Raw genomic sequence first — 22,778 nt, forward strand, 5'->3', positions numbered from 1 at the left:
TTGTATATATGTAGCTATTGGACAAAAAGCTTCTACAGTTGCTGGAATTGCAAAAACTTTAGAAGAAAAAGGAGCAATGGCTTATACAGTGATCGTAGCTGCAAATGCTTCTGATCCTGCTCCAATGCAAGTTTATGCTCCTATGGCAGGTGCTGCAATTGGAGAATATTTTAGAGATTCTGGTCGTCCAGCTTTGATTGTTTATGATGATTTATCTAAACAAGCTGTTGCTTACCGTGAGGTTTCTCTTTTATTAAGAAGACCACCGGGACGTGAAGCATATCCTGGAGACGTTTTCTACCTACACTCTCGTTTATTAGAAAGAGCTTGTAAAGTAATTGCTGATGACAGCATTGCTAAAAACATGAATGACTTACCGGAATCGTTAAGACCAATCGTTAAAGGTGGTGGATCGTTAACAGCGTTACCAATCATCGAAACACAAGCGGGTGACGTTTCTGCTTATATCCCAACAAACGTAATTTCGATTACAGACGGACAGATTTTCTTGGAGTCTGACTTGTTCAACTCAGGGGTACGTCCGGCGATTAACGTAGGTATCTCTGTATCTCGTGTAGGAGGTAATGCGCAAATCAAATCAATGAAAAAAGTATCCGGTACGTTGAAATTAGACCAGGCACAATTCCGTGAGCTTGAAGCGTTCGCGAAATTCGGTTCTGACTTGGATGCTGTTACTTTGAACGTAATTGAAAAAGGTAGACGTAACGTTGAAATCCTGAAACAAGCGGTTAACACTCCGTTTACTGTAGAAGAGCAGGTTGCGATTATCTACGCTGGAACTAAAAACTTATTAAGAAATGTTCCGGTTAACAAAGTAAAAGAATTTGAAAATGATTTCTTGGACTATTTAAAAGCGAAACACAGAGATGTGTTGGACGCTTTAAAAGCTGGTAAATTCGACGATAACATCACTGATGTTTTAGAGAAAGCGGCAAAAGAGATTTCTGCAAAATATTAATATTAAGTGAATAGTGATTAGTAGTTGGTGTATAGCTAACTACTAATTACTGTTTACTAATTACTAAAGAACAATGGCAAACTTAAAGGAAATACGTAACAGAATTACTTCCGTTTCATCTACGATGCAGATTACATCGGCGATGAAGATGGTATCTGCAGCAAAGTTGAAAAAAGCACAGGATGCAATTACAGCGATGCGCCCTTATGCCGAAAAATTAACCGAATTAATCCAAAATCTTAGCGCTTCTTTGGAAGGCGATTTCGCCGGTCAATATACGGAGCAGAGAGAGGTCAAAAAAGTATTGTTGGTTGTTGTTACATCAAACAGAGGTTTGTGTGGCGCTTTCAATGCCAATGTACTTAAACTGGTTAAAAATTTATCAGAGACAACTTATGCCGGTAAAGAAATTGGTATAGTTGCCATCGGAAAGAAAGCAAACGATGCTTTGGTTAAAACAAACACAATTGTTGGTAACCACAGCCCTATTTTTGATGACCTTACATTTGAGAACGCTGCCGCTATCGCAGAATCGTTAACACAATTATTTGTGAATGGCGATTACGATAAAATTGAATTGGTGTACAACCAGTTTAAAAATGCCGCTACTCAAGTTGTAGTAAATGAGCAATTCTTGCCATTGGCACCTATCGAAAGTAACGAAGTAGCTGCTTCTGATTATATTTTTGAGCCGACAAAAGAAGAAATCGTGTTGACTTTGATTCCGAAATCATTAAAAACACAATTGTACAAAGCGGTAAGAGATTCTTTTGCAGCGGAGCATGGAGCGCGTATGACTGCTATGCACAAAGCTACGGACAACGCAACCGAATTGAGAAATCAATTGAAATTAACTTATAACAAAGCGCGTCAGGCTGCCATTACAAACGAAATCTTGGAAATCGTTGGTGGAGCGGAAGCTTTGAATAATTAAGGTAATTTTTAAATAAAAATAAAAAGGCTGTCTTAAAAAAGGCGGCCTTTTTTATGTTTTAATGTTATCAACGATACTTTATTAAGTACAGTTTTTAAAACCAGATAAGTCATTTAAGTTTTTATTATTTTGACTTTTGTATCAGTTTTTTTACATTTATTCGGAAATTCAAATACGAAAAGTGGAAATAAAAGAACTCACCGCCCTGGCTGAAATGACAGCGCAATTGGAATTAATCCGTCAATTGTACCCAAAAATGACCTTTGAGAAATACGAATCTTTTTTAAAGGACATGATTCCGAATAACTATACACAGATTGCGGTTTTTGATAAGGATAATTGTATTGGGATTACAGGCTGCTGGTTTTCGACCAAACTATGGAGCGGAAAATATCTGGAAATTGACAATTTCGTTGTCCACGAAGCATTCCGCTCGCAGGGAATCGGTAAAATGCTGACTGATTTTGTCGAACAGAAAGCGTTGGATTTGGGCTGCACCAATATCGTTTTGGATGCATTTACAACAAATTTCGGAGCGCATCGTTTCTACTACAATCAGGGATATGCGCCCAAAGGGTTTCACTTTGTGAAAATCCTCGACAAAGAAGGACTAACTTAATTTTCTTTCGAAAAGAAACCGACGGATTGCTTACTTTTGTGTAACATTAGTCAAAACAGTACATTTTGAGTCTTTATAAAAACCTTTTTAAACAGACCTTCATTTACGGAATCGCCACGGTGCTTCCGAGAATGATAAGTTTTTTGCTTAATCCGCTCTATGTTGAGTATCTGCCCAACAAGAGCGAATTTGGGGAAATAACCATAATTTTTTCCTGGATGGTTTTTTTCAATGTACTGTTGTCTTATGGAATGGAAACGGCTTTTTTCCGATTTTATAATAAAGAAGAGAATAAGAAAAGCGTAATTGAGACAGCGACAATTTCCCTTGTGTGGTCTACGGCGGCATTTGTGTTGGTAGCCATTCTTTTCAAAAACAGCCTCGCGAGGGCTATCGCGGTCGACCCTCAATATTTTATTTATGCGATATGGATTTTGGCTTTGGACGCTTTGGTGGTCATCCCTTTTTCTAAATTAAGAGCCGAACAACGTCCAACCCGATATGCAGCGATAAAAATTGGAAATGTGCTTATCAGTTTAGGGCTGAACGTTTTCTTTTTGATCTTTCTTCCAAAAATAGTTGCGGCCAATCCGAATGGTTTTTGGGCAAGTATTTATATAGCCAAATTTCAGATAGGTTACATTTTTATAGCCAATTTAATAGCGAGCCTTGCCACCTTAATAGTTTTTATTCCGGATTATTTTACAATGAAATGGCATTTTAACACCCTATTATGGAAACAGATGATTCGTTACGGTGGCCCTATTTTATTTGCCGGAATCGCCTTCGGAATCAATGAACATTTCGATAAAATCCTTCTGCAATATTTAGGGGTAAGTTTGTCTAATATCGGGGCGTATGGTGCCTGTTATAAAATTGGTCTGTTCATGGTATTGTTCCGGACAGCCTATACGTTGGGAATTGAACCGTTCTTTTTCAGCCATGCCGAAAAGGAAAATGCCCAGCAGACCTACGCTACCATAACCAAGTATTTCGTGATTTTTGGTTCGCTGATTTTCCTAGGCGTAGTGGTCTTTTCAGATATCATAAAATTGTTTTTGGTGCCGAATCCGGACTATTGGGATGCTATGAAAGTGGTGCCGTTAATCGTTTTGGCCAACTTCTTTTTGGGAATTTACACGAACTTGTCGGTTTGGTACAAGCTAATCGATAAAACAAAAATCGGGGCTTATATCTCGGCAGTCGGCGCTGTAGTGACCTTGGCTTTAAACTTTCTGCTGATTCCGAAGTTCGGATACATGGGTTCCGCTATCGGGACTTTGGCCGCTTATGGAACCATGATGAGTATATCCTATTATCTTGGAAATAAACACTATCCGATACCGTACGATAAAATGAGAATTTTCGGTTATCTTGGGGTTTCAACATTGTTAGCGGGACTTTCGTTCTATGTTGACATTTTCCGCGAAAGCTATATTTTCGGAATCGCGGCTATTTTAGTATTCACTTATTTTATTTATCATAACGAAAAAGAAACTTTGTTGCGCATTATCCGCCGAAAAGTGGCTTAATTTTTTTATTTTTAGACTTTCAATACAGTAATAGTTATCAGCGATGACAATCAAAATCATTAATAAATCAGAACACCCATTGCCTAATTACGAAACAAATGCTTCGGCAGGGATGGACCTACGGGCAAATATTTCGGAACCTATAACGTTAAAACCGCTGGAAAGAGCATTGGTAAAAACCGGTCTTTTCATCGAATTGCCCATCGGATATGAAGCGCAGGTGCGTCCGAGAAGCGGACTGGCATTCAAAAAAGGCATTACGGTGCTGAATTCTCCCGGAACCGTTGATGCGGATTATCGCGGTGAAATCGGGGTGATTTTGGTAAATTTATCCAATGAGTCTTTCGTAGTTGAAAACGGAGAGCGAATTGCACAGTTAATCATTGCGAAACACGAACGTGCGGAATGGCTGGAAACCGTTGAACTTACCGAAACGTCCCGCGGTGAAGGTGGCTTTGGAAGTACCGGAGTGAAGTAAACAGATTTAATAATTTAAAGACTGAATGATTTTAAATACAGGATTTTTTAATCATTTAATTTTCAATCGCATAATATAAAAATGAAAATAATAGTACCGATGGCCGGACGTGGTTCACGCCTTCGTCCTCACACATTGACCATTCCAAAGCCTTTGATCCCGATTGCAGGAAAGCCGATCGTACACCGTTTGGTAGAAGATATTGCCGGGGTAATCAATCAGGAAATTGAAGAAATTGCCTTCATTATCCATGAGAGTTTTGGCAAGCAGGTTGAAAACGATTTGATTGCCATTGCCGAAAAATTAGGTTCCAAAGGAAGAATCTATTATCAGAATGAAGCTTTGGGAACGGCACATGCCATCATGTGTGCCAAAGAAAGCATGAGCGGTCCTATTGTTGTCGCTTACGCCGATACATTATTCCGTGCGGATTTTACACTTGATACTTCTGCCGATAGCGTGATTTGGGTTAAACAGGTGGAAGACCCGAGCGCTTTCGGTGTGGTACAACTGAACGAAAACAATCAGATTGTGGATTTCGTGGAAAAACCAAAGGAATTTGTTTCTGATTTGGCCATCATCGGAATTTATTATTTCAAAAGCGGCGAAACTTTACGTTCGGAATTACAATATTTATTAGATAATAATGTTGTTAAAGGTGGTGAATACCAATTGACCGACGGATTGGAGAACATGAAACAAAAAGGCATGAAATTTGTGCCTGGTAAAGTAGACGAATGGATGGATTGCGGTAACAAGGAGGTTACGGTAGATACCAATTCACGTATGCTGCGTTTTCTTCATGAGGATGGGGTGGATATGGTTTCGGCTTCGGCAAAAATTGAGAATTCGACCATTATTCCGCCTTGTTTCATCGGGGATGATGTAGTGTTGGTCAATTCGACTGTAGGACCTAATGTGTCTTTGGGAAGAGCAACGCACCTGATGAACACAACAATTAAGAATAGTTTGGTACAAACACATGCGCATATTAAAAATGCCGATTTAGACAATGCCATGATTGGAAACCATGCGGCGTTTGACGGAAATTTTAAAGCAATAAGCATCGGAGATTATTCCGTTTTAGAATAAGATATGAAAGTGAAGGTTTGGATAAAAGTTATAGCTGTTTTGGGAACCATGTTGTTCTCGGGGTTGTCTTTTGCCCAAACTGAACCGGATTCCATCGCCATCGCCAAAAATGAATTTGAAGAGCATTTCTTTGAATCGTTAAAGCAAAAAGGGATTGAAAATTATGATAAGGCAATTGGAGAATTAGCGTTTTGCCTCGCCAAAGAACCCAACAATCCGGTTTTACATCACGAGTTGGGAAAAAATTACCTGGCACTGAAAAAATACCCCGAGGCAGAAAGGGCCTTTCAGAAAGCCGTCGATCTGAACCCCAAAGAACGTTGGTACTGGAACGGCCTGTATGATGTTTATTATGAAACCAAAGATTATCCGCGTTCAATTACCGTGGTTCAGAAACTAATCGAATTTGATAAGGAATTTCAGGATGATTTGGTGTCGCTCTATATGTATACCCGTCAATTTGAAAAAGCATTGGCACTTATTGAGGAAATGGAGCGGACTTCAAATATTTCTCAAATGATGGAAACCTATAAGCTTCAGATTTTGAGCGAAAGCCAGTTCAAAAAGCCCGAAAAGGAACAATTGGAAGCGGCTATTGTAAAATTTCCGCAAGTAGAAGAAAATTATATTCAGTTGATTTATCTGTATTCTGAAAGCAATCAGGAAGATAAAGCCTTGGAAGTGGCCAGGAAATTAGAAAAGAATATTCCTGATTCGGATTGGGCCCAGGTCAGCCTGTTCAAACTTCGACTGAACGAAGGAAATGGTGAGAAGGCGGCTCAGGCGATGTTTGCTATCATGAAAAGTTCTAAAATCGAAACAAAGGTTAAGCATCGGGTCTTAAACGAATTTCTGATTTTCGTTAACAACACCAATTCCTTTGACAAAGAACTGGAACAGGCGGTTGATTATTTCGCCGATGATACCACTGTTAATGTGCCTAAAGAGATCGGTATCTTTTTTCTAAACAAAAAGAAAACGGATAAGGCCATTTATTATTTTGAGAAAAGTCTGTTGAAACAAAAAGACGATATACTCGTCATTGAATTATTGTTGCAGGCGTATACCGACAAAAACCAGTTTGATAAAGTGTACAAGCGAGCCGATGACTATCTTCAAATGTTTCCAACGCATGCACGATTGTATTTTTACGCCGGTATGGCACAAAACCAATTGAAAAATTTCAAAAAAGCGGTTTCGATTTTAAATTCGGGAATAGATTTTGTTGTTGATGACATTGATTTGGAAATTAATTTTAATATTCAATTGGGTGAAGCCTACAACGGACTGGGAGATCAAAATAAAAAATACAGCTATTTCAACAAGGCGGAACAATTGTTAAAACAAAAAAAATAATGCAAAAATGGTTAGCGGTCTTCGGACTCCTTCTTATATTTTCCTGTAAACCCAAACAATTGGTTGCCGAAAGTGGCGCTGCCGATACTATGGCGATGTCCAAAGTTGTTTCCGGACATTATGCCAACAGGAAAGATTTTGAAACCGTAAACATTAAGGCCAATGCCCGTTATGAAGACGATAAGCAAACCCAAAATGTAAGTGCAGAAATCCGAATCAAGAAAGATGAGAAAATATTGGTAATTGTTCGTTTTTTAGGAATTACGATGGCTAAAGCGATGATTACTCCCGAAAAAGTGAGTTATTACGAAAAGATCAACGGAAAATATTTTGAAGGCGATTATTCGCTTTTAAGCCGATGGCTGGGAACAGATCTTGATTTTCAGAAAGTGCAAAACCTGTTCCTCGGACAGGCAATAGATGATCTCACTAAAGGGAAGTACGAGGAATCTGTTGAAAATAATCTGTACAAGTTAAAAAGCAAAGGGAACGGAAATACCGAAAAAGAATTTTTATTCGAAGGAGCTAATTTTCTGCTGAAAAAAGAAGTTCTTACCCAAAAGAGAGAAGGTCGTTCTTTAGTGATTGATTATCTGTCTCATAAAACTTCATCCAAAGGAATCATGCCGTTCGATATCGCAATTCAGGCGATGCAGGAAAACAAGGTTAATATTGAAATAGGGTATAGTGCCGTTATTTTTGACGAATCATTATCTTTTTCTTATGACGTGCCGAATGGCTACGAACAAATTTTTATTGATTAAATTTGCCAAAATTATTTTACAATGCATAAAATACTGCTCTCTATATTTTTCTTTTGTTTGGCAACTGTTGCCTGGGCACAACCCAATGATGACAAGCAACGCCAGTTAGAAGAACGAAAAGCGCAACTTCAGAAGGAAATTCAGGAGGTGCAGATCCGTCTTCAGGAAGAAAAGAAAAAGGAAAAAAATATTTTGGGTCAGATTGCTCAACAGAATAAGAAAATTCAGTTGAGCCAGAAACTCATCAATACCACTTCCAAGCAGAAACGAATGCTTTCGGATGATATTTACCTGAAACAATTGGAAATCAATAAGCTAAACCGTGAGTTGAAAGACCTGAAAACGGATTATGCCAATATGATTGTAAAGTCCTATAAAAGCCGTTCGGAGCAGAGCCGTTATATGTTTCTTTTGTCCTCACAAAATTTCCTTCAGGCCTATAAGCGCATGCAGTACATGAAACAGTATGCCAGTTTCAGGAAAATGCAGGGAGAGGAAATCAAGATAAAAACCAATCAGCTTTCTCAAGCCACAGAGGTACTCGAAGTTAAGAAGAAAGAAAAGGAGAAAGTAATTAAGGAAAGCGAACAGGAGAAAAAGGAATATGAAAAAGACAAGGCTGAACAACAGCGTTTAGCCCAAATTGTTCAGAAAGATAAAAAGAAATACGCTGCCGAGATTAAAAAGATGCAGGCCGAAACGCGAAAAATCGACAAACAGATTCAGAAGATGATTCGCGAGGCAATTGCTGCAGCCAATAAGAAAGCCGCCGCCTCCGGAAAAACCATTGTTAACAAATCGTCATCGGGAGCAGCTGATCCTGCTAAATTTGTACTAACGACCGAAGGAAAAGAACTGGCAGATAATTTTAAAGCCAGTCGCGGAAAATTGCCATGGCCAGTACAGAAAGGATATGTCTCTTTGGGTTACGGTGATCAGCCTTACCCTGGATATCCTGATTTGACGGTACACAATAGTGGTGTGGAGATAACAACTGAAAGTGGGTCCAATGCCAGAGCCGTTTTTGCTGGTGAGGTACTGCGTGTCCAAATAATATCAGGTAAAAATATTGCAGTCTATATCCAACACGGAGATTACATTACAGTTTATCTAAACTTATCTAGTGTTTCTGTGTCTACGGGCGATAAAGTGTCAGCAAAACAAAATATTGGTAAAATTCACACCAATTCAGCAGGAAAATGCGTAATGAAATTTATGGTGACGCAAAACACGACAACACTTAATCCACAGAGTTGGATCAGTAATATGTAAACAAAAAAAGCCGCTTAAATCAAGCGGCTTTTTTATATCAGTTTAAAATTACTCCCCAAAAAACAAGGCTTTTAATTCCGTAGCATCGGTAGGTTTCATTTTACCGGCAAGAATCAGGCTCAACTGCTTTCTTCTCAAGGCGGCTTCAAAACGTTTTTTCTCTTCTTCTGTTTCTGGTACTACCTGCGGAATTGGAACCGGATTTCCGGTGTCGTCTACGGCCACAAAGGTATAAATGGCCTGACCGGCACTGTTTTTAATTCCGGATTCGCGGTCTTCCGTCCAGACATCACTCATAATTTCCATTGAACTGGTGAAGGTTCTCGAAACCTTTGCCTCAATAGTAACAACTGCACCCAGTGGGATGGACCTGTTAAAAGCCACATGGTTTACCGAAGCGGTTACACAAATTCTGCGCGAATGTCTACGGGCAGTTATACTCGCCGCACGGTCAATACGCGCTAACAATTCGCCCCCGAAAAGATTGTTCAGTGGGTTGGTTTCACCAGGCAAAACTAAATCAGTTATGACGGTTACAGAGTCGGATGGTTTTTTCTCTTGCATCGCATTGTGTTTTTACAAAGTTAGCAATAAAAGCATAAAAAAATCCTCAAAAATTGAGGATTTAATAATATTATAATTCTTTAATCAGCACCCAGGCTTCTTTATTGTGTGATTTCTGAATTTCTTTCATTTTGGTTTGTGCTTCCGTATAACTGGAAAAACTTCCGTATAAAACCGGGAACAATCCAAATTGATTCTGTTCCAGGCGAATCGGTTCAAAACCTAGCGTTTTCAGTTCATTAAAAATTCTAGTCGCATTTTCTTCATTGCGGAAGGAGCCGGCAACTATATGATACGGCTTTTTGGTATTCTCGGAAACATTCAACGTAACGGCCGGCAGCGGATTTTCAATAAAGAAGGTTGCCTGCTGGATTTTATGTTCCACTTTTTGCTGAACGGCTTTTTCTACCAACAGGCTATCGTTGGCAAACTGCTGTTCGAACTGATATTTATAAGCAGCTCCTCCCGCACCAACTGTCAAAATAATGGCTGCGGCATATTTCAGGAACGAATAATTTTTCTTTCTTTCCGGAGTAAAAACAATAGGTGCCTTCTCTTCCAAAGCTTCCACCTGTGCTTTTAAAACTTCACGCTGGATGGACGGAGTCACCACGGCACTCAAACCGAAAGCATCGGCCAGGTAATTTACCGAAGAAATTGGTTCGAAAACCCAATTCCATTCCGCATTAACCGAAATTTCGCCAATGTTTTTCAAATCCAGGATCTCTCTTCTTTGCAATTGATCTTTCCAAAGCGATACTTCATTCTGCAGGACTATAACAGCTTCATTATATGAGATTTTCTCCTGCAACGAAATATGGTTTGCCAGCAATCCGTCATTGTTTTTCAAATGCGGGTTAAATGAAATGACCTTCTTCGGCGGAAAAAACGTATTGGTATTTTCGTCCAATTGAGCCGATTTGATTTCTGTAAGAAAAGCACCGAAACCCGGTACGGTAACGCACTGGTAACGGTAGAGTAAGGCGGAGATGTAGTTTTCAATCTTCATATCTACAAATTTAATTATTCAATAAGCACAACCAAAAATTATCAACAAATTTTATTAACAATCGTATTTTTGTTGTAACGTTTTGGGAGCGAATGATTTGGGTATTTCAGCAATCCGTATTCCTGCTTTCTCTCCAATCTTTTCTTGCGAAATTGTATAACAATCTCACAAGAAAAGGATTTCCGTTCTATCAGGGCTAGGGGATAAACTATTTTGTTTTTTGTAATCTTTTTATTTCAAAATATAAAAAAAAATGTTTTCCTTTGATTTTCATTTATACGCCATGACAACATCTGATTTATATTATACCCTGGCACTTTTAAAAGTCGAAGGTGTGGGGGACATCGTCGCAAAAAAACTTATCAATCACTGTGGTTCTGCCGAGAAGGTCTTCTCTGAAAAAAGATCCCACCTCCTGGCCATTGACGGTGTCGGTGAGGTGCTTTTAAAAAATCTCAAGAACACGTCTGTATTTGATTTGGCTCAAACTGAAATCCGATTCATCGAAAAGGAAAATATCGATTTTACGTTTTATCAGGAACCTATTTATCCCGAAAGACTGAAACATTGCATTGACAGTCCCGTGGTATTGTTTCAATCCGGCCAAATCGATCTACAGAACCGGAAGCTTATTTCCATAGTCGGTACCCGTCAAATTACCAGTTACGGAACCGATTTCACCAGGAAATTGATTGAGGATTTATCCCCATTGAATCCCGTTATCGTCAGCGGTTTTGCCTATGGTGTGGATATTGTCGCGCATCAGACGGCAATTGACTGCGGTTTGCAGACTATCGGCGTACTCGCGCACGGATTAAACCAGATTTATCCAAAAATGCACAAAAAGTATATCGGTAAAATGGAACAAAATGGCGGGTTTATGACCGAATTTTGGAGTACTTCCAGTCCCGAACGAGAAAACTTCATAAGGCGTAACCGTATCGTTGCCGGAATGTCCGAAGCGACCATAGTAATCGAAAGTGCCGAAAAAGGAGGTTCCCTGATTACCGCAAACATAGCCAATGATTATAATCGTGATGTTTTTGCCGTACCGGGAAGAAGCAGTGATAAGTACAGTCAGGGTTGCAATAATCTGATCAAAACGCAGCGGGCGCATCTGCTGACTTCTGCCGCCGATATTGTATATATGCTTAATTGGGAGTTAGAGGAAAAAAACAGAAATGTTGTTCAGGGACAGCTGTTCATTTCCTTGGAGCCGGAAGAACAGCGGGTTTATGATTTCCTTCAAAAAAACGGAAAAGAGCTTTTAGATATCATCGCCCTCGAATGCGGATTCCCGATTTTTAAAATTTCTTCATTGCTGTTGCAAATGGAATTAAAGGGCGCCATTCGTCCGCTTCCGGGCAGGCTTTTTGAAGCGGTATAAAAGACACTGCCTCAAAAGTCAAAATACTAAAATAGCTTACATGGTATAAAAAAAATCAATTTACCAGAATGTATTGTCATTTGTAAATATATAAGTCATAAAAGATTTTCAAAACACTGAAAACTTAAATGAATTAACTGGTTTAAAAAAACTATATTAAGTTAAACAGTGATGGGTTAAGAATATTAAAACACAAAAGAGGCTGCCTTTTAAGACAGCCTCTTTTTATTTATTCAAATCCTAATTTTTCTCTTACTCTGGCCAGAACGCCATCTGCTATTTTATGCGCTTTTTCGGCGCCCATTTTTAACAGTTGGTCTACTTCCTCCAAATTGTTGATGTAATGATTGTATTTTGCTCTTTCGGTTTCGAATTTGGATACGATCAGTTCAAAAAGCTCCTGCTTTGCGTGTCCGTATCCGTAATTTCCACCTAAATAATTGGCTCTCATTTTCTCGATCTGTTCGTCGGTTGCCAACAAACTGTAGATGGCAAAAGCGTTACAGGTGTCCGGGTTTTTCGGAGCTTCCAACGGTGTGCTATCGGTCTGGATGTTCATTACCTGTTTGCGCAGTGCTTTATCGTCAAGGAAAATATTGATGAAATTATTTCGGGATTTACTCATTTTCTCGCCATCGGTTCCCGGAACGATCATGGTGTTTTCGTCGGTCTTCGCTTCTGGCAACACGAAGGTTTCTCCCATCTGAAAGTTAAAACGGGAAGCCACATCACGGGTGATTTCAACATGCTGTAATTGGTCTTTCCCTACTGGGACGATTTCGGCATCATACAATAAAATATCAGCCGCCATTAGCATCGGATAGGTGAATAAACCGGCGTTCACATCTTCCAAACGGTCGGCTTTGTCTTTAAAAGAATGGGCCAATGTCAGTCGCTGAAATGGAAAAAAACAGCTCAAATACCAGGATAATTCGGCCGTTTGCGGGACATCACTCTGACGATAGAAAACCACTTTGTTAACATCTAAACCACAAGCAAGCCATACCGCTGCCGTACTGTAGGTGTTTTCACGTAACGTTTTTCCGTCTTTGATCTGAGTTACCGAATGGAAATCGGCAATAAAAAGAAACGGTTCGTTTTCGGGTTGATTGGCCATTTCGATAGCTGGTAAAATCGCACCCAAAAGATTTCCTAAATGTGGTGTTCCTGTACTTTGAACTCCGGTTAGTATTTTTGCCATTTGTAAAAAAATTTACGCAAAGGTAAACGTTTTACTAAAATGTTTACCCTGATTTGCTACATTTGGTGCTATGAAAATTTTTAAGATTCTTTTCTGGACACTTTGGCGCATTTGGTTTTATATACTGGTTGTAGTGCCAATTCTGGTGTTGTTTCCTCTTTTGTTCTTATCAATCCTCTCCGAAAAAACATATCCGCAATTTTTTGTGTTGGCTCGTCTTTGGGCCGGAATCATCCTTTATGGAATGGGATTTCATTATGAACTGGAAAAAGACTTCGAGTTGGAGGAAGGTAAAAGTTATATGTTGGTTGCCAACCATACCTCGATGATGGATATTATGCTGATGTTGCTTTTGGTAAAAAAACATCCCTTTGTTTTTGTTGGCAAAAAGGAATTGGTAAAACTGCCTGTTTTTGGATTTTTCTACAAACGCACCTGTATTTTGGTGGACAGAAAAAGTTCCAAAAGTCGTTTCGAAGTTTTTGAACGCGCACAGAAAAGAATCAATCAGGGTTTGAGTATTTGCATCTTTCCGGAGGGCGGTGTGCCGGAAGACGAAAGCATTATTTTAGATGAGTTTAAGGATGGCGCTTTCCGCATCGCAATTGAGCACCAGTTGCCCATTTTACCCATGACGTTCGGGGATGTGAAAGAGCGGTTTTCATTTACTTTTTTCAGCGGAAGCCCCGGAAAAATGAGAATAAAAATTCATCAACCCGTTGAGACGTTCGGTAAAACACTGGAAGATAAAAAGGAAATAAAGGACAGTGTTCGAAATGTTATTTTGGAGCAGCTTACGGAATTTGAAAACACAAAATAATACAAATAAAAAAGCACTCTAACCCAAAAGAGTGCTTTTTACGCCATTTCCCACCACAGAAAATGACTGACTTAACTAAAACTTAACTAACTTAAAAACTATAGCTTATTCCGCTGTAAACGCCTATGAAATAGGGCTTAAAGTTTCCGGTATTGTTATCATATGTGTTGATCTGGTACTTTAGGATAGGTTCTATGTTTGCATGAAGGTTTTTCAGGAAACTGTAGCTTAAACCTAATCCCACATTAGTACTGAAATGTAATTTATTCAGATTGTTTGCCTCACCAATGGCAAGACTTGAGCCTGCCGAAACGACCGAAACTTTGTTGTCATTCAAAAACAGGGAACTCATTCCCCCGATCGCGTCAATACTTAATTTTCTGTTTAAAATTTTATAGGTGAATTCGACAGGAACTTCAACATAATTCATTTTATGGTCTAAATTTCCTTTGAATCGGGTAGTAACAATGCCACTATCATTATAGGCAATTCCTTTTGGATCGGGATTTTCAATTACTATGCTGTTTCCGTTTCCGTTTTCATTTACATATTGTAAGCCGTTTCCGCTTGTGGAATTGTAATAAGAAATATCGTTTGTGCTGTATTCAAAATTCAGGAGATTTACACCGGTACGGACAGACCATTTTTTATTCAACGCGTATTTTAATCCGACACCATAACTCATACTCGTCTGGTAGCTTTTTGAATTCCCATCAAACTGGGGATCCAAAGAAGATCCGGAACCGTTTAAGTTCATATATACCGGAGCAAAATTAGTGCTGACAATCCATTTCGATTTTTTCCCATCTCGGTCATCAGTATTTTTGTCTTCAGATTCTTTTTTAGGATCGGTCTTGGTTTTTGTTCCTTCAGCAATCTTGTTTTGTTTTATTGTTGCAGAGTCTTTAATTATGATAGTACTGCCGGTAGTTTCTTTCGGATTGAATTTTGATTTACTGCTTCCTGATTTGGAAGAAGCCTCGGTTGTCGCAATTTTTGAGTTTCCGTTTGATTCAGCAGCAGTAATGCCAGTATTGCTGATTATGCTTTGTTGTTCTTTTTTCTGCACATATTTACTGCCTACTTCATGAGCTACTTTTGATGTGTTTGCATAAGGATCAAAATTGCCGTCAAAGTCATTTAGTTCAGTGTCAGCATCCATATCGGCTGCAGTAATGTTGTTGTCCTGCAAACGGATTATATCGGTTCCTGACAAACTGTTTTTCGAAGTGGTGTCAGTAGTTGCTGCTTTGTTTTTATCAACAGTAGCTAAAGACTTTTGAGATGCCAATGTTACGCTTTTCTCTGTATCTTTTTTTGTTGAAGTCGGATCGTCAGTATTGGTATTGTGTGACAGATAACTTTCGGTTTTTGAATCCGAATTTTTAGAACTGCTTAAATGGTTTTTTGAAAAAGGATTGCCGGATACAGTGCTTTTATGATTTTTACCAGTAGCATTGTTTTTGTTTTTAGAGGCCGTAATATCTATTTTTTCATTGTCTTGAGCAACAACAGCGTTATCCTTACTGATAAAGCTCTCGGAAGAACCAGATTTTACAATAACATTCTGGGATTTGTTATCCGTCGTTTTTGAGTCGCTTCCAAGGGTAGCTCCCTCATCAGTTTTTTTACTAAAGTGATTGGATACTCCAAAAGGGCCAGCAATGAAAGTAGTGGCAAGCGAAAAGCCAATCAGGAAAACAGCTAGAAAACTGCACAAGCGTGACCATAGGGGAAGAAATTTGGTTTCTTTTTCCCTGGCAGTATTCATTTCGGACTGGATGTTTTCCCAAACCTTGTCGGAAGGAGTAACTTCAAAATCCTTGAATTTTTCTTTAAAAAGGCGGTCTATGTTATTTAATTCGCTCATTTTATGGATGAGAATTTTTTATTTGCGTGATGCGATTCAATTTTATCTTTTAAAATCATTCGGGCTCGGGCCAGATTTGATTTGGATGTTCCGACAGTTATCTTAAGCATTTCGGCTATTTCTTTATGGGAGTAATCGTCTACGACATAAAGATTGAAAACTAATCGGTACCGGTCGGGCAATTGCTGAATTATGGAAACCAAAAAATCCATTGTGAGTGAATCTTCCTCAATTTCCACATCAGGCGAATCGGGAATGTTTTCATGGATTATTTCGAAAATGCCTTCCGTTCGGTATTTCTGCAAAATGTGATTGATTAATACCCGTTTTGCCCATCCTTCAAAAGAACCTTTAAACTCAAATTTGTTTATTTTTTCAAAAATCAATATAAATCCGTCTTGTAAATTATCTTCGGCCTCGGTATAATTTCTTGAATATTTTAAACTGACACCGAATAATTTTGGAGCAAGAAGCCTGTACAACTGCTCTTGAGCTGCTGTATCCTTCTTTTGACAATTATATATGATTTGTTCTAACCCCAAAGCACTACTATATTTTTATTCGACCAGAATGGTATAGGTCAAAAACAAATCGGATTCACTACTATCTTTTCCTTTCCAAAACTTCAATGTATATTCTCCAGTTTCTGTTGGTTTGAATTTTAAATTTTGGGTTGCCACATTTTGATTTTGTAAGGCGGCACATTCTCCATTGGAATACTTAAAAACAGTTGATTCAACGGCAATGGTATTTGTGGAGCCATTTTTTTCAGAATAAAATTTGTTGAAAGCATGGCATTCCGTGGGCCTAACGAATTTTATTTTGATAATATTATCTTTATTTACATTAAAATTGGCGGGTAATTGCACCTCGCTTATAGGCAATAATTCATATGCCACATCCTCTGTTTCCGGCTCTGTACTGCAGGACAAATAAAGAAAAGGAACCAGAAGCAATAAAAAAATCTTTCTCATTTTGTAGGTTGTAGTTATTAGTAAGATGAAATTGAGGTAGAAAGGTTGCGTATGAAAAATAAAAATCCCGAAAAATTTTCGGGATTTTTATTATTTAGTTATTGTTGATTTTGATCAACTCTTTAATTTTTTGCTCCAGTTCTTCCATTAATTCCGGATTGTCTTTGATTAAAGCTTTTACCGCATCACGTCCCTGACCTAGTTTGGTGTCGCCGTAGCTGAACCACGAACCGCTTTTCTTGATGATTTCAAATTCCACAGCCAAGTCTAAAACTTCTCCGGTTTTTGAAATTCCTTCACCATACATGATGTCGAATTCGGCTGTACGGAACGGTGGTGCCACTTTGTTTTTTACAATTTTTACTTTGGTGCGGTTACCCAATACGTTGTCCCCATCTTTAATCTGGGTTGACTTACGGATGTCGATTCGCACCGAAGCATAAAACTTCAAGGCATTACCTCCGGTAGTGGTTTCAGGATTTCCGAACATCACCCCGATTTTTTCACGCAATTGGTTGATGAAGAAAACCGTACAATGTGTTTTGTTGATGGTAGCCGTTAATTTTCGTAAGGCTTGTGACATCAAACGCGCGTGTAATCCCATTTTGGAATCACCCATTTCGCCTTCGATTTCACTTTTTGGTGTCAAGGCGGCAACCGAGTCGATTACCACTAAATCAATCGCTCCCGAACGAATAAGGTTTTCGGCGATTTCCAAAGCCTGTTCCCCGTTGTCCGGTTGTGAAATGATCAGGTTGTCGATGTCTACTCCTAATTTCTGGGCATAAAAACGATCGAAAGCATGTTCCGCATCGATAAATGCAGCGATTCCACCTGTTTTCTGAGCTTCAGCAATGGCGTGTAAAGTTAAAGTGGTTTTACCTGAAGATTCCGGTCCGTAAATTTCTACGATTCTTCCGCGTGGATACCCGTTTACCCCTAAGGCTAAATCCACACCAAGAGAACCGGATGGAATGGAATCTATTTCTTCCACTGCGGCATCTCCCAACTTCATTACGGTTCCTTTTCCGTAGGTTTTGTCCAACTTGTCTAAAGTTAATTGTAAGGCTTTTAATTTGGCTTCTTTCTCTGAACTCATGGTCTATAATTTTTGCTAAAAATAATGTTTTTTTTTAAGTTTCAAATAAGATATTGCCAACATCGGATTAAAAAACTTCGGAGATTGGTATTTATTGGTAAAGTGCTATTCAGAAAAGATAACGTTGTAGTTTTTAAATTGTTAAAAGGACGAAATGCCGCGGATTCTCAAAAAAGTATTTTACTACACTTTTATTTCTGTGTATCCTTATAAAACAGTTTAGCCGCGAATTCACAAATTTAGCAGATTGCCTTTTGTGAATTCACGGCCATTGTTTGCATTGCCGTTTTTAGATCGTTTTTATTGACTCCATCCTCCGCCTAAAGCTCTGTATAAGTCAACCGTAGCGCTTAATTGCTGTTGGGTCAGTCTTGAAAGTTCCAGTTCGGCTTCATATAAATTTCGCTGAACATCCAAAACTTCCAGGTAGGAAACATACCCATTGTAATATCGGGCATTGGATAATTCCAGGTTCTTTCTGGCGGCCATCACCTGTTTGTTGCGTGCCATCCATTCTTCCTTGTACGTTTTCACATCCTGTAACGATTGTTCAACCTCGGAAATGGCTATCAGGTAGATTTTATGGTAATAGAACTTGGATTGTTCGGCTTCCTGTCTGAAGATCTCTACCCTGCGTTTGTTTTTCCCAAAATTGAATATCGGACCAACAACTCCCGCCGAAGCATTCTGAAGGTAGGAGCTGCTCAAGAACAGATCGCTCAATTCGGAATTGGCGAAACCGGCCATTGCCGCTATGTTGAAGGAAGGGAATCGCAGCGCTTGTGCAACACCAATTCTTTCGTTGGCTGCCATATAACGGAGCTCTGCTTCCCTGATATCCGGTCGGTTTTCGAGCAGTTTTGATGGAAGCGAAAGTGGGATGTCGACTAAAATCCTTTGATCATAGTTGGATTTGCCTCGTTCAATCCTTCCCGGAACCTGCCCTATTAAAACAGAAATAACGTTTTCCAAAAAAGTGATTTGTCGCTCGATGCGTGGAATTCCGGCTTCGGCAATGGCTACTTGCTGTTCGATCTGAACTTTGTCCACTTCCGATGTATAGCCTTTTATAAATCGTTCGTTAATAATGTTGAACGATTCTTGTCTGGCAATTAAGGTTTTCTTCGTAATGTCCAATTGATTGTCGAGATCCCTTAACTGAAAATAGGAAATAGCGATGTTACTGATAATTCCTGTCAGTATCACTTTTCGGGCTTCATCGGTGGCTAATAATTCGGCATTCAAAGCTCTGTTTTCATGGCGCACTTTACCCCAGAAATCCAATTCCCAATTCATATTTGCACCCACATTGGACGGAATGAAAGCTTCTTTATTGGCGTTTACGGTTCCCTGGTAATAAAATGACGGCAGCAGATCCGCTTTCGAATAGCCTAATTCTGCTTTGGCTCTTTCTAAACGGGATAGTGCGATTTTCAGGTCGTAATTATTTTCTATGCCTTTGTTGATAAGGCCTTCGAGTACGTCGTCATCAAATACATCAAACCATTTCAGATTGACAACGGATTTGGCGGTATCCACATTAACCTGGGCGTTTTTAAAGGCTTCCTCTTTCGGTTGTTCAGGTCTTGCATATTTCGGGCCTACCAAACAACCCGCTGGAAGCAGTGCCAATACCAAAACGACAACACCTATTTTAAATATCTTACTCATGGCCTGTGGAATTTGGTTCACTATTATTTTCAGATGTTATGGCTTCCTCTTTCTTTTTCCCGAAACTTTCTATGAATACGAAAAGTACAGGAACAAAACATACTCCTAATATGGTAGCAATGAGCATTCCGCTAAATACCGCTGTTCCCATTACTTTACGGGCTTGTGCGCCGGCGCCGGAAGCTGTCAGCAACGGGATTACCCCCAAAATGAAGGCAAATGCAGTCATCAGGATCGGACGGAAACGCAATTTTGCCGCCGTTAATGCCGATTCGAGTAACGGAACTCCTTTTTCGTATTCCGCTTTGGCAAATTCGACAATCAGTATCGCATTTTTAGCCGCCAGTCCGATGAGCAGTACCAGTCCGATTTGGGCAAAAACGTTGTTTACATAATCAGGACTGAACAGTTTACAGAGGAATAATCCCAGGAACGCCCCAAATACGGCAAACGGAGTCCCCAGCAAAACGCTGAAAGGTAGTTTCCAGCTTTCATATTGCGCGGCAAGGATCAGGAATACAAAGACCAAGGCCATGATGAAAACGACATTTCCTTTTCCTTCGGCTGCCTTTTCCTGAAAACTCATGGCCGACCATTCATAACCCATACTTTGCGGCAGGACTTCTTTGGCCGTTTCTTCCAGTGCTTTTAAGGCTTGTGACGAACTGTAACCTGGAGCCGGAGTTCCCCCGATTTCCGCCGAACGGTATAAGTTGAATCGGTTGGTGAACTCGGGTCCGGTTTCCCGTTTAATCGTAGCAATGGAAGACAGCGGAACCATGTTGCCATCCTTCGATTTTATAAAAATTTTGCTGATATCCGTAGGGTTGATAAATTCATCCGCAACCCCCTGAATCAAAACAATATACTGACGGCCGTAACGGTTGAATTCGTTGATGTACTGTCCGCCCAGATTGGCTCCGACGGTAGTATTAACATCTGCCAGTGAAAGGTTCAGTTCTTTTACTTTGTCCCGGTCTATTTCTAAACGTATCTGGGGAACATTGGCATTAAATGTGGTTCGGATGGTGCCGATTTCAGGATGTTTTTTGGCTGCCTCCATAAAATTCTTGGTGTTCTCGGCCAGGTACTGCGGACTGTTTCCTCCCTTGTCCTGCAACATGATGGTGAAACCGGCGGCATTTCCGATACCCGCAATAGGAGGTGGTCCGAAGGCAAATACGGTGGCATCTGTAATTTGGGTAGTGAATTTAGCGTTTAGTTCTTTCATCATTTCTGCCACGTTTTTATCCCGGTGACTCCATTCTACCGGAGAAATGAAAATTAAAGCATTGCTCGTGGCGTTGGAATTTTTCAGCAAACTAAATCCGGCATTGGTGGTATAAAATTCAATGTTTTTATCTTGAGCAAGTATTTGTTCCACTTTTTTGCAGACCTGGCTGGTTCTTTCCAAGGAAGAGGCAGAAGGCAATTCGACATTGATATAGAAGTATCCTTCGTCTTCCTCTGGAACGAATCCGGTTGGAACTTTTTTTCCTAAAATGACGATGACTACTACAACTATTCCGATGAAGATTAGGCTTCGCATGGTTTTTTTAATCAGATGGCCTGCCAATCCGGTATATTTATTAGTGACCGAATCAAATACTCGGTTAAAGCCAGCGAAAAATCGGGCCAGCCAGCCTTTTTGTTCCTTGGCGGGTTTAAGCAATAATGCACATAAAGCCGGACTCAATGTTAGAGCATTGATGGCGGATAAAATAACCGATATCGCAATGGTGATGGCAAACTGCTGGTACAGTCGTCCCGTAATTCCTGGAGTCAATGCCACCGGGATGAATACTGCGGTAAGTACCACGGCAATGGCAATTACCGGTCCGGCCACTTCTTTCATGGCCTGGTTTGTGGCTTCCCTCGGTGTCATTCCGTGTTCGATATGGTGCATGACTGCCTCAACAACCACAATGGCGTCATCAACTACAATACCGATTGCCAACACGAGTCCCAAAAGGGACAATACATTCACTGAAAATCCTAAAAGCGGGAAGAACATGAATACTCCGATTAATGAAACAGGTACCGTAATCAATGGAATTAATGTTGCCTTCCAGTTTTGAAGGAATATGAATACCACCAGGATTACTAAAATAACGGCTTCGAAAAGCGTGTGGACAATCTCATTGATCCCTTCAGAAACCGCTAGCGTAGTGTCTAGAGAAACGTCGTATTTTAAATCGTTCGGGAATTTTTCACTTAATTTTGCGATGGTCTTTTTCACATTTTCCGCTACTTCCAAAGCATTGGATCCCGGCATTTGCTTGATACCGATAACCCCAGCCGGTTTACCGTTTAAACGGGCTTGAGTAAAATAATTTTCTGTTCCCAGTTCGACGGTGGCTACATCTTTTAATCGGATCTGCTGGTTTTTTATATTCGATTTGATGATGATGTTTTCAAAATCCTCCTGTGTTACCAATCGGTCGCTTAACATCACATTATAAGTGAATTCGTTACCGTTTTTTGCCGGCGGGCCTCCGAATTTACCTCCGGGGGCAATGGCGTTTTGTTCCTGAATGGCATTCATCACATCCAAAGCCGTCATATCATATTTAGCCAGTACATCGGGTTTTATCCATACGCGCATGGCATAATTACTTCCTCCATAAAGTAAAACTTCCCCAACTCCTTTAATACGAGCCAGAGGATCCACAACATTGATGGTCGCGTAATTATTTAAAAAATCGGCATTATAAGTGTTGTTGGGCGAATGCAATGAAATCAGAAGCATGGGAACCAACAACGATTTTTTAGTGGAAACCCCGGTGGTTCTTACGTCTTGTGGTAATTTGGGAGTGGCCTCCGCAACCCTGTTTTGGGTAAGCATGGTGGCTACGTCCAAATCGGTACCGATGTCGAAGGTAACGGAAAGTCCCATGTTACCGTCTCCAGCATTGGTGGATTGCATGTACAGCATGTTTTCCACCCCGTTTACCTTTTGTTCTATGGGAGTGGCAACAGCTTGTTCTACATTGATGGCATTGGCTCCCCTGTAACTTCCGTTCACGTTGATAATAGGTGGTGCAATGTCCGGGAATTTAGATACCGGAGTGGTCCGTAGTGACAGAAACCCGATAATTACGATTAAGATGGAGAGCACAATGGCGACAATGGGTCTCCTTACGAAAAAATGATCCAT

The 22,778-nt window shown here is 39.9% G+C and carries 20 protein-coding genes; 11 read left to right on the plus strand and 9 right to left on the minus strand.

Translation table 11 applies throughout. The features are described 5' to 3' along the window. The 9 genes from atpA to VLB74_RS01080 all read left to right on the plus strand — a co-directional run. A partial coding sequence (atpA, locus tag VLB74_RS01040; RefSeq protein ID WP_325201613.1) for a F0F1 ATP synthase subunit alpha occupies positions 1 to 979 on the plus strand: 979 nt, incomplete at its 5' end. Positions 980 to 1,052: 73 nt separating this feature from the next. After that, on the plus strand, positions 1,053 to 1,913 hold the full coding sequence (atpG, locus tag VLB74_RS01045) for an ATP synthase F1 subunit gamma (protein WP_325201614.1): 861 nt from the start codon (positions 1,053 to 1,055) through the stop codon (positions 1,911 to 1,913). A 181-nt stretch (positions 1,914 to 2,094) separates the two neighbouring features. Beyond that, positions 2,095 to 2,532: a GNAT family N-acetyltransferase gene (locus VLB74_RS01050; protein WP_325201615.1), complete on the plus strand. Its 438-nt coding sequence runs from the start codon at positions 2,095 to 2,097 to the stop codon at positions 2,530 to 2,532. A gap of 65 nt (positions 2,533 to 2,597) precedes the next feature. Next, positions 2,598 to 4,064, plus strand: a complete 1,467-nt coding sequence (locus VLB74_RS01055; RefSeq protein ID WP_325201616.1) for a lipopolysaccharide biosynthesis protein — start codon at positions 2,598 to 2,600, stop codon at positions 4,062 to 4,064. A gap of 43 nt (positions 4,065 to 4,107) precedes the next feature. Next, positions 4,108 to 4,542, plus strand: a complete 435-nt coding sequence (dut, locus tag VLB74_RS01060) for a dUTP diphosphatase (RefSeq protein ID WP_325201617.1) — start codon at positions 4,108 to 4,110, stop codon at positions 4,540 to 4,542. 81 nt (positions 4,543 to 4,623) lie between these two features. Then, on the plus strand, positions 4,624 to 5,634 hold the full coding sequence (locus VLB74_RS01065; RefSeq protein WP_325201618.1) for a sugar phosphate nucleotidyltransferase: 1,011 nt from the start codon (positions 4,624 to 4,626) through the stop codon (positions 5,632 to 5,634). A 3-nt stretch (positions 5,635 to 5,637) separates the two neighbouring features. Further along, a complete protein-coding gene (locus tag VLB74_RS01070) occupies positions 5,638 to 6,990 on the plus strand; it encodes a tetratricopeptide repeat protein (protein ID WP_325201619.1) in 1,353 nt (450 codons plus the stop codon). Further along, positions 6,990 to 7,754 carry a lipoprotein insertase outer membrane protein LolB1 gene (gene lolB1 / locus VLB74_RS01075; RefSeq protein ID WP_325201620.1) on the plus strand — a complete coding sequence of 255 codons (765 nt, stop codon included), beginning with the start codon at positions 6,990 to 6,992 and terminating at the stop codon, positions 7,752 to 7,754. The genes VLB74_RS01070 and lolB1 overlap by 1 nt, the downstream gene beginning before the upstream one ends. Positions 7,755 to 7,775: 21 nt before the next feature. After that, positions 7,776 to 9,026 (plus strand): murein hydrolase activator EnvC family protein, encoded by a 1,251-nt coding sequence (locus VLB74_RS01080; protein ID WP_325201621.1) that lies wholly within the window; start codon positions 7,776 to 7,778, stop codon positions 9,024 to 9,026. 48 nt (positions 9,027 to 9,074) lie between these two features. On the opposite strand, the gene VLB74_RS01085 is transcribed toward VLB74_RS01080, so the two are convergent. Together VLB74_RS01085 and VLB74_RS01090 are read right to left on the minus strand one after the other, a co-directional pair. Next, positions 9,075 to 9,590, minus strand: coding sequence for an acyl-CoA thioesterase (locus VLB74_RS01085; RefSeq protein WP_325201622.1), 516 nt, complete (start codon positions 9,588 to 9,590; stop codon positions 9,075 to 9,077). A gap of 70 nt (positions 9,591 to 9,660) precedes the next feature. Beyond that, positions 9,661 to 10,599 carry an HU domain-containing protein gene (locus VLB74_RS01090; protein WP_325201623.1) on the minus strand — a complete coding sequence of 313 codons (939 nt, stop codon included), beginning with the start codon at positions 10,597 to 10,599 and terminating at the stop codon, positions 9,661 to 9,663. A 283-nt stretch (positions 10,600 to 10,882) separates the two neighbouring features. Between VLB74_RS01090 and dprA the strand changes: the two genes are divergently transcribed. Continuing rightward, positions 10,883 to 11,986, plus strand: coding sequence for a DNA-processing protein DprA (gene dprA, locus VLB74_RS01095; RefSeq protein WP_325201666.1), 1,104 nt, complete (start codon positions 10,883 to 10,885; stop codon positions 11,984 to 11,986). Positions 11,987 to 12,215: 229 nt separating this feature from the next. Here the strand turns inward: dprA and trpS are convergent, their stop codons facing one another. Continuing rightward, positions 12,216 to 13,187, minus strand: a complete 972-nt coding sequence (gene trpS, locus VLB74_RS01100; RefSeq protein ID WP_325201624.1) for a tryptophan--tRNA ligase — start codon at positions 13,185 to 13,187, stop codon at positions 12,216 to 12,218. 70 nt (positions 13,188 to 13,257) lie between these two features. On the opposite strand from trpS, the gene VLB74_RS01105 reads away from it, so the two are divergent. After that, entirely contained in the window at positions 13,258 to 14,007 is a 750-nt protein-coding gene (locus VLB74_RS01105) for a lysophospholipid acyltransferase family protein (RefSeq protein WP_325201625.1), read from the plus strand. A 91-nt stretch (positions 14,008 to 14,098) separates the two neighbouring features. Here VLB74_RS01105 and VLB74_RS01110 read toward each other — a convergent pair whose 3' ends face one another. From VLB74_RS01110 to VLB74_RS01135, 6 genes are all read right to left on the minus strand, one after another. Then, positions 14,099 to 15,877, minus strand: coding sequence for an outer membrane beta-barrel protein (locus VLB74_RS01110; RefSeq protein ID WP_325201626.1), 1,779 nt, complete (start codon positions 15,875 to 15,877; stop codon positions 14,099 to 14,101). Beyond that, complete coding sequence (locus VLB74_RS01115; RefSeq protein ID WP_325201627.1) at positions 15,874 to 16,419, minus strand: RNA polymerase sigma factor; 546 nt, start codon at positions 16,417 to 16,419, stop codon at positions 15,874 to 15,876. The genes VLB74_RS01110 and VLB74_RS01115 overlap by 4 nt, the downstream gene beginning before the upstream one ends. Before the next feature lie 15 nt (positions 16,420 to 16,434). After that, complete coding sequence (locus tag VLB74_RS01120) at positions 16,435 to 16,851, minus strand: hypothetical protein (protein ID WP_325201628.1); 417 nt, start codon at positions 16,849 to 16,851, stop codon at positions 16,435 to 16,437. 94 nt (positions 16,852 to 16,945) lie between these two features. Then, positions 16,946 to 17,950, minus strand: coding sequence for a recombinase RecA (recA, locus tag VLB74_RS01125; protein ID WP_325201629.1), 1,005 nt, complete (start codon positions 17,948 to 17,950; stop codon positions 16,946 to 16,948). A gap of 300 nt (positions 17,951 to 18,250) precedes the next feature. Next, positions 18,251 to 19,621 (minus strand): efflux transporter outer membrane subunit, encoded by a 1,371-nt coding sequence (locus tag VLB74_RS01130; protein ID WP_325201630.1) that lies wholly within the window; start codon positions 19,619 to 19,621, stop codon positions 18,251 to 18,253. Next, entirely contained in the window at positions 19,614 to 22,778 is a 3,165-nt protein-coding gene (locus VLB74_RS01135; RefSeq protein WP_325201631.1) for an efflux RND transporter permease subunit, read from the minus strand. Before VLB74_RS01135 ends, VLB74_RS01130 begins: the two co-directional genes overlap by 8 nt.

This window comes from Flavobacterium sp., assembly GCF_035456225.1.
In the GTDB taxonomy this organism is placed as follows: domain Bacteria; phylum Bacteroidota; class Bacteroidia; order Flavobacteriales; family Flavobacteriaceae; genus Flavobacterium.